At 33.5% G+C, this 13956-nt stretch carries 21 protein-coding genes; 17 read left to right on the top strand and 4 right to left on the bottom strand.

Annotation, left to right across the window (positions count from 1 at the left end):
• Positions 1 to 271: 271 nt before the first annotated feature.
• A complete protein-coding gene (locus ACIQ0M_RS14265) occupies positions 272 to 1057 on the bottom strand; it encodes an alpha/beta fold hydrolase (protein WP_396153442.1) in 786 nt (261 codons plus the stop codon).
• A gap of 106 nt (positions 1058 to 1163) precedes the next feature.
• Here ACIQ0M_RS14265 and ACIQ0M_RS14270 point away from each other — a divergent pair, with 106 nt between their 5' ends.
• Positions 1164 to 1319: a hypothetical protein gene (locus ACIQ0M_RS14270; RefSeq protein WP_396153406.1), complete on the top strand. Its 156-nt coding sequence runs from the start codon at positions 1164 to 1166 to the stop codon at positions 1317 to 1319.
• On the opposite strand, the gene ACIQ0M_RS14275 is transcribed toward ACIQ0M_RS14270, so the two are convergent.
• Entirely contained in the window at positions 1314 to 2108 is a 795-nt protein-coding gene (locus tag ACIQ0M_RS14275) for an ABC transporter substrate-binding protein (protein ID WP_396153444.1), read from the bottom strand. The genes ACIQ0M_RS14270 and ACIQ0M_RS14275 overlap by 6 nt on opposite strands.
• The gene (pyrF, locus tag ACIQ0M_RS14280; RefSeq protein ID WP_396153408.1) at positions 2108 to 2935 is read right to left on the bottom strand and encodes an orotidine-5'-phosphate decarboxylase; all 828 of its coding nucleotides are present in this window, start codon (positions 2933 to 2935) and stop codon (positions 2108 to 2110) included. The genes ACIQ0M_RS14275 and pyrF overlap by 1 nt, the downstream gene beginning before the upstream one ends.
• Positions 2936 to 3093: 158 nt before the next feature.
• On the opposite strand from pyrF, the gene ACIQ0M_RS14285 reads away from it, so the two are divergent.
• The 16 genes from ACIQ0M_RS14285 to ACIQ0M_RS14360 all read left to right on the top strand — a co-directional run bounded on the left by ACIQ0M_RS14285 (position 3094) and on the right by ACIQ0M_RS14360 (position 12487).
• Positions 3094 to 3279 (top strand): CsbD family protein, encoded by a 186-nt coding sequence (locus tag ACIQ0M_RS14285; protein WP_396153410.1) that lies wholly within the window; start codon positions 3094 to 3096, stop codon positions 3277 to 3279.
• Between the two features lie 63 nt (positions 3280 to 3342).
• Entirely contained in the window at positions 3343 to 4470 is a 1128-nt protein-coding gene (locus ACIQ0M_RS14290; RefSeq protein ID WP_396153412.1) for an AI-2E family transporter, read from the top strand.
• Between the two features lie 141 nt (positions 4471 to 4611).
• On the top strand, positions 4612 to 4797 hold the full coding sequence (locus tag ACIQ0M_RS14295; RefSeq protein ID WP_396153414.1) for a CsbD family protein: 186 nt from the start codon (positions 4612 to 4614) through the stop codon (positions 4795 to 4797).
• 108 nt (positions 4798 to 4905) lie between these two features.
• Positions 4906 to 5286 (top strand): hypothetical protein, encoded by a 381-nt coding sequence (locus tag ACIQ0M_RS14300; RefSeq protein WP_396153416.1) that lies wholly within the window; start codon positions 4906 to 4908, stop codon positions 5284 to 5286.
• A gap of 115 nt (positions 5287 to 5401) precedes the next feature.
• Entirely contained in the window at positions 5402 to 5959 is a 558-nt protein-coding gene (locus tag ACIQ0M_RS14305; RefSeq protein WP_396153418.1) for a helix-turn-helix domain-containing protein, read from the top strand.
• 13 nt (positions 5960 to 5972) lie between these two features.
• Entirely contained in the window at positions 5973 to 6419 is a 447-nt protein-coding gene (locus ACIQ0M_RS14310; RefSeq protein ID WP_396153420.1) for a response regulator, read from the top strand.
• A gap of 3 nt (positions 6420 to 6422) precedes the next feature.
• Entirely contained in the window at positions 6423 to 8195 is a 1773-nt protein-coding gene (locus ACIQ0M_RS14315) for a CHASE3 domain-containing protein (RefSeq protein ID WP_396153422.1), read from the top strand.
• Positions 8196 to 8210: 15 nt separating this feature from the next.
• Positions 8211 to 9206, top strand: coding sequence for a YihY/virulence factor BrkB family protein (locus ACIQ0M_RS14320; RefSeq protein WP_396153424.1), 996 nt, complete (start codon positions 8211 to 8213; stop codon positions 9204 to 9206).
• A 194-nt stretch (positions 9207 to 9400) separates the two neighbouring features.
• A complete protein-coding gene (locus tag ACIQ0M_RS14325; RefSeq protein ID WP_396153426.1) occupies positions 9401 to 9910 on the top strand; it encodes a hypothetical protein in 510 nt (169 codons plus the stop codon).
• Positions 9911 to 9944: 34 nt separating this feature from the next.
• Entirely contained in the window at positions 9945 to 10586 is a 642-nt protein-coding gene (locus ACIQ0M_RS14330) for a porin family protein (protein ID WP_396153428.1), read from the top strand.
• Positions 10587 to 10612: 26 nt separating this feature from the next.
• Positions 10613 to 10765, top strand: coding sequence for a lmo0937 family membrane protein (locus ACIQ0M_RS14335; RefSeq protein ID WP_396153430.1), 153 nt, complete (start codon positions 10613 to 10615; stop codon positions 10763 to 10765).
• Positions 10766 to 10791: 26 nt separating this feature from the next.
• Positions 10792 to 11061, top strand: a complete 270-nt coding sequence (locus ACIQ0M_RS14340; protein WP_396153432.1) for a YtxH domain-containing protein — start codon at positions 10792 to 10794, stop codon at positions 11059 to 11061.
• A 7-nt stretch (positions 11062 to 11068) separates the two neighbouring features.
• Positions 11069 to 11455: a phage holin family protein gene (locus ACIQ0M_RS14345; protein WP_396153434.1), complete on the top strand. Its 387-nt coding sequence runs from the start codon at positions 11069 to 11071 to the stop codon at positions 11453 to 11455.
• A gap of 6 nt (positions 11456 to 11461) precedes the next feature.
• Positions 11462 to 11803, top strand: a complete 342-nt coding sequence (locus tag ACIQ0M_RS14350; RefSeq protein WP_396153436.1) for a hypothetical protein — start codon at positions 11462 to 11464, stop codon at positions 11801 to 11803.
• A gap of 22 nt (positions 11804 to 11825) precedes the next feature.
• A complete protein-coding gene (locus ACIQ0M_RS14355) occupies positions 11826 to 12164 on the top strand; it encodes a hypothetical protein (RefSeq protein ID WP_396153438.1) in 339 nt (112 codons plus the stop codon).
• Positions 12140 to 12487, top strand: a complete 348-nt coding sequence (locus tag ACIQ0M_RS14360; protein WP_396153440.1) for a hypothetical protein — start codon at positions 12140 to 12142, stop codon at positions 12485 to 12487. The genes ACIQ0M_RS14355 and ACIQ0M_RS14360 overlap by 25 nt, the downstream gene beginning before the upstream one ends.
• Positions 12488 to 12540: 53 nt before the next feature.
• On the opposite strand, the gene prfA is transcribed toward ACIQ0M_RS14360, so the two are convergent.
• Complete coding sequence (prfA, locus tag ACIQ0M_RS14365; RefSeq protein WP_396153441.1) at positions 12541 to 13614, bottom strand: peptide chain release factor 1; 1074 nt, start codon at positions 13612 to 13614, stop codon at positions 12541 to 12543.
• Positions 13615 to 13956 lie beyond the last annotated feature (342 nt).

Raw genomic sequence — 13956 nt, forward strand, 5'->3', positions numbered from 1 at the left:
TTTAAAATGAAGTCTACAAGCTTCTTCACTTCCAAAATTTGCCGTAAAACTGAATAAATTCATCGCTTTTTTTTATCAAATATAAGGCTTTTTATTTAATTATGGGTAATTGCGGACAATCAAAAATTTAATAATCAATAACATATATATAACAAATGCTTAACACAACAAACGCTTTTTTCTTGCGATATTTGTATCATAAAATTTAAGGTTTGTTTGGTTAGAGTTAGTTAGTAAAAGAAAAGTCAGTGATTGAGACCGCTGACTTTTTTTATGCTTTAGACTGAACGAAAGAAATGACAGCCGAATTGAACTGCAGCGGTTGCTCCACATTTACTACGTGTCCGCAATTTTCTATCACAAATAATTCTGCTGTTTTATAGTGTTTTTCAACAACTTGACGAACGGAAGGCAGAAACATATAATCTTCTTCGCCCATGACATAAAGGGTAGGAATATTGATTTCAACTTGACGAAACCAGCGAAGAACCGGGTTAATTTCTGCGGTTAATTTAAACCATTTGATGAATTCTTTTTGGTATAATTTTTTGGCTTCGTTGATAAAAAGTAAACGCGATTGTTTGTGATTTTTTTTAGGCATAATCACAAAAGCAAAAAAGCGATACAATACTAAATACGGCAAAACATATTTAAAAATATTTCCCAACCGCATGAGAATTTGTGAACGGAAATTCATTTTTAGAATGGCTCCACCCATGATCATCGATTTTACTCGAGTGGGATGCATTTCGGCCAATTGCCTGATCACAATGGTTCCGAGTGAAATACCCACAAAATGCGACGATTCAATTTTTAAATGATCGATTACTTCGTAAACATCTTGTGCGATGGATTTAAAGGTGTATTTTTGTTTGAATCCGTTTTTGAGATTTGGTTTTGATTCGCCGTGCCCACGCAAATCGAGCAGCAAAACATTAAAGTGTTTTTGAAACTCTCTGATCTGCTTGAACCAAATAGACGAACTTCCGCCGGCACCATGCACGAAGGTTACCCACTCAGTAGAAGTTTCGTTTTTGTATGTTGAATAGGAAATCAAACTTTTTTTGGCAAATGTAGCATTTTTATACAAAAGTTGAATCTTAACAATTCTTAATGATAATTTAATTATTTGATAATGTATATTTGTAAAAAATTTCACCCCAATGAAAGGCGTTTTTAAAGAAAATAAAGAAGTAAAGTTTTTGAAAATAGAATTTTCAAACTTTTTGAAAAAGAAAAATCAACCTGTAGTCGAAAAACCGGAGACTACTCAAGCTGAAAAGAAAGAAATACTTGTTTTAGAAGAGGTTGAACTATAATTTTTCATGTAATTTTTTAAAATAAGGAAAGGCTTTCAGTATTCGGCTTCCGTACCACGAAAACAATTCACCGTCTACAAAAATGGTTTTAGCATGGTGTGTGCACCGGCCAATTTCAAAAGCATGTTCATCTTTAAACGGAAACGGTTCTGAAGATAAAAAAACAACTTCCGGGTCGCCTTCTTTTCGAATTTTTTCCAATTCAATTTCAGGATAACGTCCTTTTTCCTTGTATATATTTTCAAAACGATTTAGAACAAGCATTTCGTTGATAAACGTGTCTTTTCCGGCTACCATATAGGGATTAGCCCAAATAAAATAAGCCACTTTTTGAAAAGGTTTATCCTTGATAAATTGTTGAAAATCATTGTAAGCAAACGTGATTTTATCGGTCCATTTTTGAGCTTCTGTGCGTTTGTTAAAGAGTTTTCCGAAATCGGAAATCATTTGCAAATTGTCTTCAATGGTAATAATGTTGGTGACCCAAACCGGACAGATTTTACTCAATTCTTCAACGATTTCTTTGGTATTTTCTTCTTTATTGGCAATGATGATTTCAGGTTGAAGGGCTTTTATTTTGTCAAACTTCACTTGTTTAGTTCCTCCCACAATTTGCTTTGTAGTTTTGAAATGCTTGGGATGAACACAAAATTTGGTGATGCCTACGATTTCCTCTTCCAAACCTAAATCATATAAAAGTTCGGTTTGCGAGGGAACGAGAGAAACGATTCGTTTGGGAGTGGTTTTGAAAGAGTGTTCGACTCCTATTTGATCAACAAAATTCAAAATTATCTCTTCAAAATTTCTTCCATCTCTTGCTGCATCTTTAAAGCCTCTTCTCTAGCCTTTTCTGCAAAATCACTTCCATTCGAAGCATAAATAATGCCACGTGAAGAATTGATTAATAATCCAACATCTGCATTCATTCCGTATTTGCACACTTCTTGTAAACTGCCACCTTGTGCTCCTACTCCGGGAACTAAAAGAAAACTATCGGGCACAATTTTTCGGATTTCAGTTAAATATTCTGCTTTTGTCGCACCTACTACATACATCAAATTTTGACTGTTTTTCCACGTTTTGGAAGTTTCTAAAACGTGTTTATAGATTTCCTTATTTCCCGAAGTGTCGGAAGAAAGTTTCGTTTGAAAATCGAACGCTCCTTCGTTGGAAGTTAGAGCCAATAAAATGGTATGTTTATTTTCAAAAGCCAAAAACGGTTCGACTGAATCTCTTCCCATATAAGGAGCAACCGTAACCGAATCAAAATTCAAATCTTCTAAAAAAGCTTTGGCATACATGGTGGAAGTGTTGCCGATATCGCCTCGCTTCGCATCGGCTATGGTAAAAATTTCAGGATAATTTTCCTTGATGTACTTTATCGTTTTTTGCAACGATTGCCAGCCTTTTAAACCGTACGCTTCATAAAAAGCCGTATTGGGTTTATAGGAAACACACAAATCATGTGTGGCATCGATAATGGCTTTGTTGAATTCAAAAATCGGGTCATCTGTAGCTAAAAGATGTTGTGGGATTTTAGTCAAATCAACATCTAAACCAATGCATAAAAACGATTTTTTTAACTGAATTTGTTCAATAAGTTGTGTTGTTGTCAAAACGAAAATGGTTAGTTGTTTGGCAAATTTACAAAGATGAAAACTACTTTCCTCAAAATTATATAACAAACTCAAAAAATTGTGTAACACTGATCGATTGAACGCTCGTTAACTTTGTAGATATAAAAAACATACTATTAATTTAAAAATAAACGATCATGGACAAAACTGATTTAAAAGGAAAATGGAATGAGTTAAAAGGAAAATTGAAACAACAATATGCCGACTTAACCGATGATGATTTGCTTTATGTTGAAGGAAAAGAAGATGAATTGTATGGTAGAATTCAACAACGTGTTGGTAAATCAAAAGAAGAAGTAAAGGATTTGATTGATAAGCTTTAAAAATTTACGAAAGAGAGGAATTTTATCAATTTCTCTTTTTCTTATCTAACCAATAATTGTTGCATGGTACCAACTCCCAAAAAAGAAAATGCTGCTGCGTTGAACTTGATTTTCATAATAGGTTTGGTTTACGTTTTATATGTGCTAAAACCTGTTCTTGTTCCGATAATTATTGCAATTATTTTGAGTGTTTCTGCCTTTCCTTTTGTTCAGTTTTTGGAGAGAAAATTGCGAATAAACCGCGTCATTTCTGCAATAGTAGCAATAACATTACTTTCACTGGTAATTTTTGCTTTACTCTTATTTATCGGATTTCAACTGTCCGACATTCTTGAAAAAGGTGATTTTTATGCCGAAAAATTGAGCAATGTCTATAATACTTTTGCTACCAAATTAGAAACCTATTTAGGAATTGAAAAAAATGAGTTATCCATAAAAAAGTTAAATATTGGAGCTACGATAAAGAACAATTTTGTTGGTATAATTGAATTCCTGACTTCATCAGGTAGCTTTTTTAGTGATATTATTTTGATTCCGCTTTATATATTTTTCTTTTTAATATACCGTAAATTCTTTAAAAGCTTTATTTACAGAGCTTTTTCAAAAGACGGCAATACGTTAAAAGCAAAAACTATCTTGAATAAACTTTACGATGTTCAGCAAAATTATTTGGTAGGATTATTTATGGTGATGGGAATTGTAGGCGTTCTCAACTCGATTGGTTTATTAATTTTGGGAATTGACAACGCTATCTTTTTTGGGTTTTTAGCTGCTCTGCTTTTATTAATCCCCTATATCGGAATTATTATTGGATCACTACTTCCTGCTGTTGTTGCTTTGGCCACCAAAGACTCTTTGTGGTATCCGGTTGGCGTTATGGTCATTTTTGCATTTATACAATTCATTGAAGGGAATTTTATAACTCCAAAAATTACGGGTTCAAAGGTAAGTATCAACGCCTTTGTTGCTATTCTATCCATCATCTTATTTTCAATGCTTTGGGGTATCGCCGGAATGATTGTTGCCTTGCCTGTCATCGCCAGCTTAAAAGTTGTTTTTGACACAATTCCGGAGCTGAAACCATATGGATTTCTGATTGGTGAACCTTTGGATGAATATTTGAGAAGTGGAGCCAGAATAAGGTTGAAAAACTGGAAAAAGATTAGGAAAGAAAAACGAATCATCAACTAATTTGAACGCTTTGATTGCTGAAAACTTTCAATTCCAAAAATTATATAACAATCTCAAAAAATTATGTAACGGTTTAGGCCAACCCAAGTAATAACTTTGTGATAGTAAGCAAAATGAAATACTAATTTAAAAACCAAAATCATGAATACAACCGATTTAAAAGGAAAATGGAATGAGTTAAAAGGAAAATTGAAACAACAATATGCCGACTTAATCGACGATGATTTGCTTTATGAAGAAGGTAAAGAAGATGAATTGTATGGAAAAATTCAGCAAAGAGTTGGGAAAACCAAAGAAGAAGTAAAGAAAATGATTGATGATTTGTAGCCTTTAAAAATTCTTTGGAAAAAGCCACTAAGGTTTCGGAAACTTATTCTTCCTTCGCCTTAGTGGTTTACGAAAAAACGTATTGAAATTTAAAATAAATATTACCTTATGAAAACAAATTTTACTTTAGCATTAGTTGCTATTTTATTTTTAACATCTTGTTCTGAAAAAATTGTAGGAACTTGGAACGTTCAAAAATTTGAAACCATCAAACCCGGCGAACAAAATATTTCTTTAAATAACATTGGTACCATCACCTTTAACAAAAATAATACCGGAGAAAAAAGCCTTTATTATAACGTTCTAGGAGTTGAAACCAAAGACGATGTTCCTTTTAAATGGAATTTAAACGAGCCTTATATCACCATTGAAAGCGAAAATTCTTCGATTGCCAAAAAATGGATTTTGATTGAAAACAACCGAAAATCGCAAAAATGGAAATCGACCGATGGTTCCAATGAAATTCAAACGCTCGAATTAACGAAATAACCCGTTGATTCATTCTGCAAGACGTAACTTCCAAAAAAAGTTATGTCTTGCTTTTTTTATTTAACGTATCAATTGGTTTTCTTTTCCTAAATTTACTACGAATTAACCTTAACCTATGAAGGCCTTTTTAAAATTCGACTTTACGATTTTAACCAAAAAAATATTAGAAGAAAAACTAGCGAAATTTGGCTATAAATTTTCAATTGTTGGCTATGGCGAGATTGAATTTCATGAAAATATTCCCGATGAAAAACTTGAAGAACTATCTGTATTACTAAAAGAATTCGGCATTGAAATAATTGAAAATCAAAAAGCTATTTTAGTGCAAAAAATAAAAGACGTCATTACCGAAATGGTGAACAGCGAAGAACCGCTGGCTGTAAAAAGTTCTGTTTATCTCACTGAAAAACTGAATCACAGTTATGGTTATCTCTCTAATCTGTTTTCGGAAGTAACGTATACTTCTATAGAAAATTTTATTATTATTCAAAAAATTGAATTAGCCAAAAGTTTAATTCTTAAAAGCCAATTAAATTTAACCGAAATCGCTTTTAAACTTAACTATTCGAGTGTAGCACATTTGAGCACACAGTTTAAAAATATTACCGGAATTACCCCTTCTGCTTTTCAACGTATTATTGCCAAACGTAAAATAAAATCTTTAAACAGCTAACAGCCACCCGACCATGCAAAAAGAACATATCATAATTGCACTTGCGGACGACGATGAAGACGATCGTTTATTTTTTAAAGATGCCTTTGATGAATTAAAAATCAATACTGTTGTGAGTACGCATTGCGATGGAGAAGAGTTGATGAATTACCTCCATCAGCCCGAAACCATCTTGCCCAATATACTTTTTTTGGATTTGAATATGCCAAGAAAAAATGGTTTTGAATGTTTGTTAGAGATTAAAAAAAATCAAAAATTTGATGATATCGCTATTGCCATTTATTCTACATCCTCCTCTGAGGAAGATATTGAAAATACATTCGTGAGCGGTGCAAACATCTACATCAAAAAGCCTAGTGATTTTACTATGTTAAAAAAAATATTAAGTGAAATAGTTACCCTTAATTGGCAATACCACACCTCCGGACTAAACAAAGAAAATTTTTTATTGAGAATGTAAATTATGCAAGTAAAGAACCTAAAAAAATCGACTTTTCTCCTCAAAATCGCATTCGTGATTTCGTTGGCAGTGATTTTATTTACGGCTTCTGTTTCGTATAAGCACATAATAAATCTCAATAAATCGCGGGATTTAATTATCCATTCGTATGAAGTTCAACTGGAACTCGAACGAATTATTTCGTATATCAAAGATGCTGAAACCGGTTATCGAGGCTATCTATTATATGGCGACACCACTTTTTTAGATTCTTATTCCAACTCAAGAGAACGTGTGAACAAGGCTTTTTTTAATATAAAAAACCTTACGCAAGACAATCAATCCCAACAAAAAAAATTAAAAGAACTGTATCATTTGATTGTTTTGCGGTATACCTATTTCAATAAAAATTATGAAGATAAAGATCTCTATAAAAAATATTATGAAGCCAACGGGAAAAAAGTGATGGATGAAATCCGAAGCAAGGTTGACGAAATGAATGCTCTTGAAAACAGTCTTCTGAAAAAAAGAGAATATAACTTTCAAGATAATGCATCCTACACGCCTCTTTATGCACTGCTTGTTATTTTCATTACATTAATATTAATCGTTTTATCATACCTCAAAATCAACAGCGATTTTAAACGATTGCAACGCTCCAATTCCAGGCTGAGAATTTCGCAAGAGTCTATCAATCAAGCAGAAATTTTGGGTAACTACAGTAGTTGGATTTGGAATCTGGAAAAAAATGAAATCCAATTTTCAGATAATCAATTCCGCCTTTTCGGTTTAGAACCCCACGTTTTTAATGCTACGCATACTGATTTTTTGGGATTCGTTCATCCCGATGATTATGAAGTTACTTCAAAAGCTTTTAATGACATTGAAATTAATGAAAATCTTCCCGCTATTAATTATCGAATCATTCAAAAAAATGAGGAAGTAAGGCATCTCCGCTCTGTTGGAAAACTGTTTGTGAATCGTTTTAACGAAAAAATTATCATCGGAACCACGCAAGATGTCACGGAAGACATTGTGAAAAAAATTATTCTTCGCGAGAAAAACACCGACTTGGAACGCAACAACAAAGAACTCATTGAATTTAATTATGCCGCCAGTCATGACTTGCAAGAACCGCTGAGAAAAATTCAAACATTTATCTCGCGTATCAATGAAAAAGAGAAAGATAATCTTTCGGAAACCGGAAAACAATACATGGAAAGAATTGTTGTGGCAGCAAGCCGAATGCGGGTTTTGATTGACGATTTATTGCAATACTCAAGAACCAATAAAACAGATGCCAGTTTTGAAGAGGTGAACCTAAATGAAATTGCCCTAACTTCAATTCAGGAACTATCCGAATTAATCGAAGAGACCAAGGCAACAGTAACTTTCAGTGGGCTTCCAACGGTGAAAGGAATTCCTTTTCAATTCAGGCAGCTATTCATTAATTTGATAAATAATTCGATTAAATACAGAAAACTGAATCAACCTCCAATTATCACTGTAACGTATGAGAAAATAAAAGCCAGTGAAGATGATCAAATTGATGATAATTCAAACCGAATTTACCATAAAATTACGTTTTTAGACAATGGTATTGGTTTTCATCCGGATGATTCTAAGAAAATCTTCCTCCTTTTTAATCGTCTTCATGCCAAAGAAAGTTATCCCGGAACTGGCGTTGGGCTTGCTATTTGTAAAAAAATAGTAAAAAATCATTATGGCTTTATTTGTGCCAATGGTCAACCTGAAGAAGGAGCTCAAATAGTAGTTTATTTGCCAACCGAATATTAAAAAAACATGCCAAGAATGTCTGCCGTAAAAAATTATTTCAAATCATTTTATGACGTTATCCTTGCCACTTTTGATGGGTTTACTGAGTTTAAAATACTCAAAATGAGTGCATCGTTGGCTTATATCACTGTGTTTTCATTAGCTCCTCTTTTGCTGGTTGTTTTATTTATCTGTGATGTATTTTGGGGGCGAGAGGCCATTGAAGGTGCCATTTATGCTCAAATGAAAGGTTTTATAGGTCCTACCGGTGCAGAACAAATTCAACTCATGATTCAAAATTTAGCATTATCAGAAAGCAGCACAATGGCTGCCATAGTTGGTATCAGTACGTTGGTTTTTGCAGCAACTTCTGTTTTTGCTGAAATTCAAGATTCCATCAACACTATTTGGGGATTGCGTCCAAAAAAAAGAAATGGGATTTGGTTGTTTATCAAAGCTCGTTTGCTATCCTTCGGGGTAATTGGGAGTTTGGGCTTCATTTTGTTAGTAGCTTTGGGGGTTTCAACTCTGTTAGATGGAATAAGTGATCAGATGACTACATCATATACAGAAATCAATCTGATTTTAATCTATGTTTTGAATTTGGGAATCACACTGCTCATTACATCGCTTTTATTCGGAGCCATTTTTACAATTCTACCTGATGCCGATATAACGTGGAAACAAGTTCGGGTTGCTTCCTTTGCCACAACCGTTTTATTTATGTTTGGAAAGTTCATCATCTCTATCTATATCGCCAATTCAAAAATTGGTGATGTTTATGGAGCGGCCGGTTCAATTGTAGTTTTAATGGTTTGGGTTTATTATTCTTCTGTTATCTTATATCTGGGAGCCACTTTTGCCAAATGCTATGCGTTAAAGTTTGCTCAACCTATCAAACCTTCAAAATATGCAGAAATTGTTCAGTATGTAACTATAACCTCAGATGCAAAATCAATTCAATCTGCAAACCTAGAGATGAAAGAACTTAAAAAAGAAGGTGAAATTTCAATTAATAAAATAAAAAGATAAAAATTTTACTCACTACACCCTAGCCCATTTAACACTTAAAATCTCATTACTGATGAGATTTTTTCGTTTTTAGACCCCTCCAAAACACTTATAAACAAAGAGAAAATGGAAATTCTATAACAAATTAAAATTATCATGTAACACTTTAGGGTGATTCCTGTCGCAACTTTGTAGTGTTAAATCACATGACAAAGATGAAACGAAAAATTACAAGCCAAAATTCAACAATCCTAATGATTACAGCCACCATTTTGTTTTTTGTAGCGGCATGTAAGGAAGATGATAAAATGATTAAAAATGAACTTGAAATTGATTTGAAGAATATCAGTAAAGCCAACAGCGTAAACCTCAAAACTACTTTGATTACGAATGAAATAATTGAAAAAAGCAATGATAGTTTACTAGTTAGAATGCTAATTAAGCATAGGAATAAGCATCGTCAACTGGATAGTATTTTAAAATCAGTAGCCCATCTAAATTTAATTGTTCTTTCTGAAAATGTCTACAAAAAAAATAAAAAAGTAAGCTTTCAATCTGAAAATAGTCCGGAAATGGTTTTGCACAATTTAAAAGCACATAAAGAAGAATTTGAAATCATTTACCAAATAAATCAAAATCCGGGTCTGGCGAATTACTATCAAAAAAAAATAAACGAATTAGAAGATAATATTGAAGAACTGAACGAATTAATAAAACCCCACTAAATCAATTAAATAAATAACAATTAAATTTTACACCATGAGAAAATTATTTTTATCAGCTTTAGCATGTGCAGCGTTCACTTTTTCCAATGCACAAACAAATGACAATGCAACCACGGGAGCAAGTTTTGGTATCAAAGGAGGAGTAAATTTCTCAAATCTTTATACTGAAGATGTAGACGACAATAATGTTTTAACCAGTTTCAACGCAGGTGTATTCGTTTCGATGCCAATTACGAGTTTCTTAGCCATTCAACCTGAATTTTTATATTCCAGAAAAGGTGCCGAACTGGTTTATAACAACGCTTTTGCAAACGGAACAGCTAAATTTAAACTTAACTATATAGAGGTACCGCTTTTATTAAAAGTTAATTTAACCAAGAATCTTAATGTACATGCAGGTCCTTATTTTGCTTACTTAATTGATGCCGATATTACAAATGAATCATCAAATGGAAGTTTTGATTTTGCAGAAAACATTGAGAATGATGACTTGAACAAATTTGATTATGGTCTTTCTGCCGGTGCAGGATTTGATTTTGGGTCAATCGGTTTAGGCATTCGTTACAACTATGGTTTAACCACTGTTGGTAAAGAGAGAAGCTTCTTAGGCACCAACTATACTTTTCCTGATGGAAAAAATAGCAACTTAAGTGTTTATGCCGCATTCAAATTTTAATTAGTAACCTTTAAAACAAAAACATTATGTCAAACTTATTATACACCGTCGCAGTAGTATTGGTAATACTCTGGGCACTTGGATTCTTTGTTTACAGTGCAGGATCCATCATACATGTTTTATTAGTCATTGCAGTTATTGCAATATTATTCAGATTAATAAAAGGAAGAAACGTTTAAAAATATAACCATTAAAAACAATAATCATGAAATCAGGAAATGTAGTATTAGGAATAGTAGGCGGATTAGCCGCAGGAGCAATTTTGGGTGTTTTATTTGCACCGGATAAAGGTAGCAATACCAGAAAAAAAATTGCCCGAAAATCAGGTGAATTAAAAGACAACGTTAAAGAAAGCTTTAATGAATTTTTAACCTCCGTAGAAGATCAGTATCACGATTTAACTTCAAAAGCTGAAGATATGATGGAGGAAGGAAAAGCAAATTTGGATAGAATCAATCACGAACTAAACAAGTAATCAATACATGGAAAATATAGCCAAAAACATTGGAACGCTCTACAACAAAGCAGAACAATATTCAAGAACGAGTTTAGAACTCATCAAATTGAATGCCATTGATAAATCTTCGGATGTTATATCATCGCTTGCCGTAATTGTATCGCTCACCTTAATTTTGGCTGTATTTTCTTTATTTGTTAACATTGGAATTGCCCTTTTGCTTGGTAAAGCTTTCGATAGTTATGCAATAGGCTTTTTTATCGTCTCGGGTTTCTATTTGGTGGTTGCCTTGATAGTATTCATCTTCAGAAAATCATTAATTAAAATTCCAATTGATACCATCGTTGTCACAAAATTGATGAAGGAAAAAGATGAAAATTATTATAACCAACAAAACAATAATTCAAATTAATAAAGGATGAAAAAGCTTAATCAAAACGAATTATTAGATCAAAAAATTGCACAACTAACCATTCAACACAAAAGAGAATTAGAGGAACTTAAAGAACAATTTCATCTTGTTCAAAGTAGTCTAACTTCAACCAACATTGTTCAAGAAGGCCTAAACGGTTTTTATCAAACCGTTACCAACAAAGAAAACTTAGTTTCAACTGTAGTAAGTATTGTGGGAGGCTACGTTTCCAAAAAGGTAGTTGTTGGAAGTTCGGAAAACCCTATAAAAAAAGTAATCGGAAATGTTCTTCAATTTTTAGTGACTGCGTATCTATCAAAAATAAATCTTAAAAATCAAACAAATTAATTAACCTAAAAATACTTAAACCATGAAAAATTTAAAATCTATTGTAGCAATAGCATTTATTACTGTCGCATTCGGATCGTGTGCCGACCAAAAAAAAACACAAGCAGAAAAGGCCGTCAATAATTATGTAGCCTATGTCGATTCAGTGGGTAATGTCGCTTCTGAAGATTTAGCCGAAAAATGGGATGATGTTGAAAGTGATTACATCGCCAAAAAAAATGAAGCAGAATTAGCTCTCGAAAACTTGGAAGACCGAATGGAATTAGACCAAAAGCTAGAGGCCGGTTCAAAAAAATATGAAGAATTCAAAGCCAATCTACTTGCTGAAAAACAAAAATGGAAGTTGCAAATTACAAAGTAAAAGTAAGATCTGCTCTTTTTGTTGGTCAACAAATCGGTGACGATATGAACTTTGCTTGGGTTAACAAAGATAACATCTTACAAACCTATGAAACTTTTGTAAACACTACATCCGATAACAAAGACAACTATACAAGAGAAGAATGGGATGAAATCAAATTGCTTTATGAAGCATTAGATACCCGGAAAAATACAGTTGAAAAAGAAGGATTATCTACTTCGGATAATTTAAAAATTGCAGGTCTAAAAACCAGATTTGCTACTTTCTTCAAAATAAATAGAATTTCTGCAAAATCAACAGAAAACGCTGAAGCAAAAGAATAACCAACTTTTAATGAAAGAAAAACGGAGCCAATTTTGAGCTCCGTTTTTTTTATTTAAAATACTTCCGATTCTTTTAGTTTTTCAGTATTCGCTACCAGCTGCAACTCGTCAATCATTTTTTGGATATTACCGTTCATGAATCCGTCTAAGTCAAAAATACTTAATCCAATGCGGTGATCGGTAATCCTACCTTGAGCATAATTATAGGTACGAATTTTTGCGGAACGGTCGCCACTACTTACTTGCGATGTACGTTTAGTTGCATCTTCCGCCTGTTTTTTGGCTAATTCCATTTCATACAAACGTGAACGCAGAACCGTTAACGCTTTGTCTTTATTTTTATGTTGCGATTTTTCATCCTGACATTGAGCCACCAATCCGGTAGGAATGTGCGTCATCCGAACAGCCGACTTCGTCGTGTTCACCGACTGACCACCGGGACCTGACGAACAGAAATAATCAATTCGTACATCATTCATATCAATTTGAACATCAAACTCTTCTGCTTCGGGTAAAACCATTACGGTTGCTGCTGAGGTATGCACTCGTCCCTGTGTTTCCGTTTGTGGAACTCGTTGCACACGATGAACACCTGCTTCAAATTTCAAAGTTCCGTACACATCTTCTCCAGTTACTTCAAAAATTACTTCTTTGAAACCTCCGGCTGTTCCTTCGTTCATATCTACGACAGACGTTCTCCAACCTTTGCTTTCACAATATTTGGTGTACATGCGGTATAAATCACCGGCAAAAATCGAGGCTTCGTCTCCACCGGTTCCGGCACGAACTTCCACCATCACGTTTTTGGCATCTTCCGGATCTTTCGGGATAAGCATGAACTTGATTTCTTCTTCTAATTCAGGAAGGCGTTGTTTGGCATCATCCAATTCCATTTTGGCCATTTCTACCATTTCGGCATCTGAACCATCGGCAATAATTTCGTTGGCTTCTGCCATATTTTGAGTCAAACGAATGTATTCTTCACGTTTGTCCACCAACCCTTTTAAGGTTTTATATTCTTGGTTCAATTGCACATAACGCTTCTGATCGGCGATCACATCCGGTTGAATTATCAAATCGGAAATCTCGTCGAAACGTTGTTTTACATATTGTAATCTGTCTAACATAGTTGTAGTACTCTATTTTGGAGTGCAAAAGTACGATTTTTTGTTTCAAGATTAAAACATTTTTTAGATTAGGTAAATGAATGAAAAGTAATTATTTGCTGCAACTTTTAGGAGGTTAATAGTATGACTAGATTACGTGATTTCTCCTATCGTCGAAATGACACAGTAGCGTGAAGAAATTGCTTTACAATTATTTAAAAATTTAATCTTATTCATACTCTTTGTTGCCCTGTTGTGTCATCCTATGTTTGCAAGAGGAAGTTCTTTGAAAATTTTATAAATTTATTTCAACAGAAGAAAGAGAAAGATAAAAGCTATTTTGTGTCATTGGTCATTAGAGAC

This window comes from Flavobacterium sp. (genome assembly GCF_044339515.1).
Taxonomy (GTDB): Bacteria; Bacteroidota; Bacteroidia; order Flavobacteriales; family Flavobacteriaceae; genus Flavobacterium.

Bases quoted from the DNA above. Each gene is read 5' to 3' on its own strand.
- ACIQ0M_RS14300 (WP_396153416.1), top strand. From the start codon at position 4,906: ATGAAAACAAATTTTACTTTAGCATTAGTTGCTATTTTATTTTTAACA.
- ACIQ0M_RS14285 (WP_396153410.1), top strand. From the start codon at position 3,094: ATGGACAAAACTGATTTAAAAGGAAAATGGAATGAGTTAAAAGGAAAA.
- ACIQ0M_RS14290 (WP_396153412.1), top strand. From the start codon at position 3,343: ATGGTACCAACTCCCAAAAAAGAAAATGCTGCTGCGTTGAACTTGATT.
- prfA (WP_396153441.1), bottom strand. From the start codon at position 13,614: ATGTTAGACAGATTACAATATGTAAAACAACGTTTCGACGAGATTTCC.
- ACIQ0M_RS14315 (WP_396153422.1), top strand. From the start codon at position 6,423: ATGCAAGTAAAGAACCTAAAAAAATCGACTTTTCTCCTCAAAATCGCA.
- ACIQ0M_RS14295 (WP_396153414.1), top strand. From the start codon at position 4,612: ATGAATACAACCGATTTAAAAGGAAAATGGAATGAGTTAAAAGGAAAA.
- ACIQ0M_RS14355 (WP_396153438.1), top strand. From the start codon at position 11,826: ATGAAAAATTTAAAATCTATTGTAGCAATAGCATTTATTACTGTCGCA.
- ACIQ0M_RS14325 (WP_396153426.1), top strand. From the start codon at position 9,401: ATGAAACGAAAAATTACAAGCCAAAATTCAACAATCCTAATGATTACA.
- ACIQ0M_RS14360 (WP_396153440.1), top strand. From the start codon at position 12,140: ATGGAAGTTGCAAATTACAAAGTAAAAGTAAGATCTGCTCTTTTTGTT.
- ACIQ0M_RS14340 (WP_396153432.1), top strand. From the start codon at position 10,792: ATGAAATCAGGAAATGTAGTATTAGGAATAGTAGGCGGATTAGCCGCA.
- ACIQ0M_RS14350 (WP_396153436.1), top strand. From the start codon at position 11,462: ATGAAAAAGCTTAATCAAAACGAATTATTAGATCAAAAAATTGCACAA.
- ACIQ0M_RS14330 (WP_396153428.1), top strand. From the start codon at position 9,945: ATGAGAAAATTATTTTTATCAGCTTTAGCATGTGCAGCGTTCACTTTT.
- ACIQ0M_RS14305 (WP_396153418.1), top strand. From the start codon at position 5,402: ATGAAGGCCTTTTTAAAATTCGACTTTACGATTTTAACCAAAAAAATA.
- ACIQ0M_RS14345 (WP_396153434.1), top strand. From the start codon at position 11,069: ATGGAAAATATAGCCAAAAACATTGGAACGCTCTACAACAAAGCAGAA.
- ACIQ0M_RS14270 (WP_396153406.1), top strand. From the start codon at position 1,164: ATGAAAGGCGTTTTTAAAGAAAATAAAGAAGTAAAGTTTTTGAAAATA.
- ACIQ0M_RS14320 (WP_396153424.1), top strand. From the start codon at position 8,211: ATGTCTGCCGTAAAAAATTATTTCAAATCATTTTATGACGTTATCCTT.
- ACIQ0M_RS14335 (WP_396153430.1), top strand. From the start codon at position 10,613: ATGTCAAACTTATTATACACCGTCGCAGTAGTATTGGTAATACTCTGG.
- ACIQ0M_RS14310 (WP_396153420.1), top strand. From the start codon at position 5,973: ATGCAAAAAGAACATATCATAATTGCACTTGCGGACGACGATGAAGAC.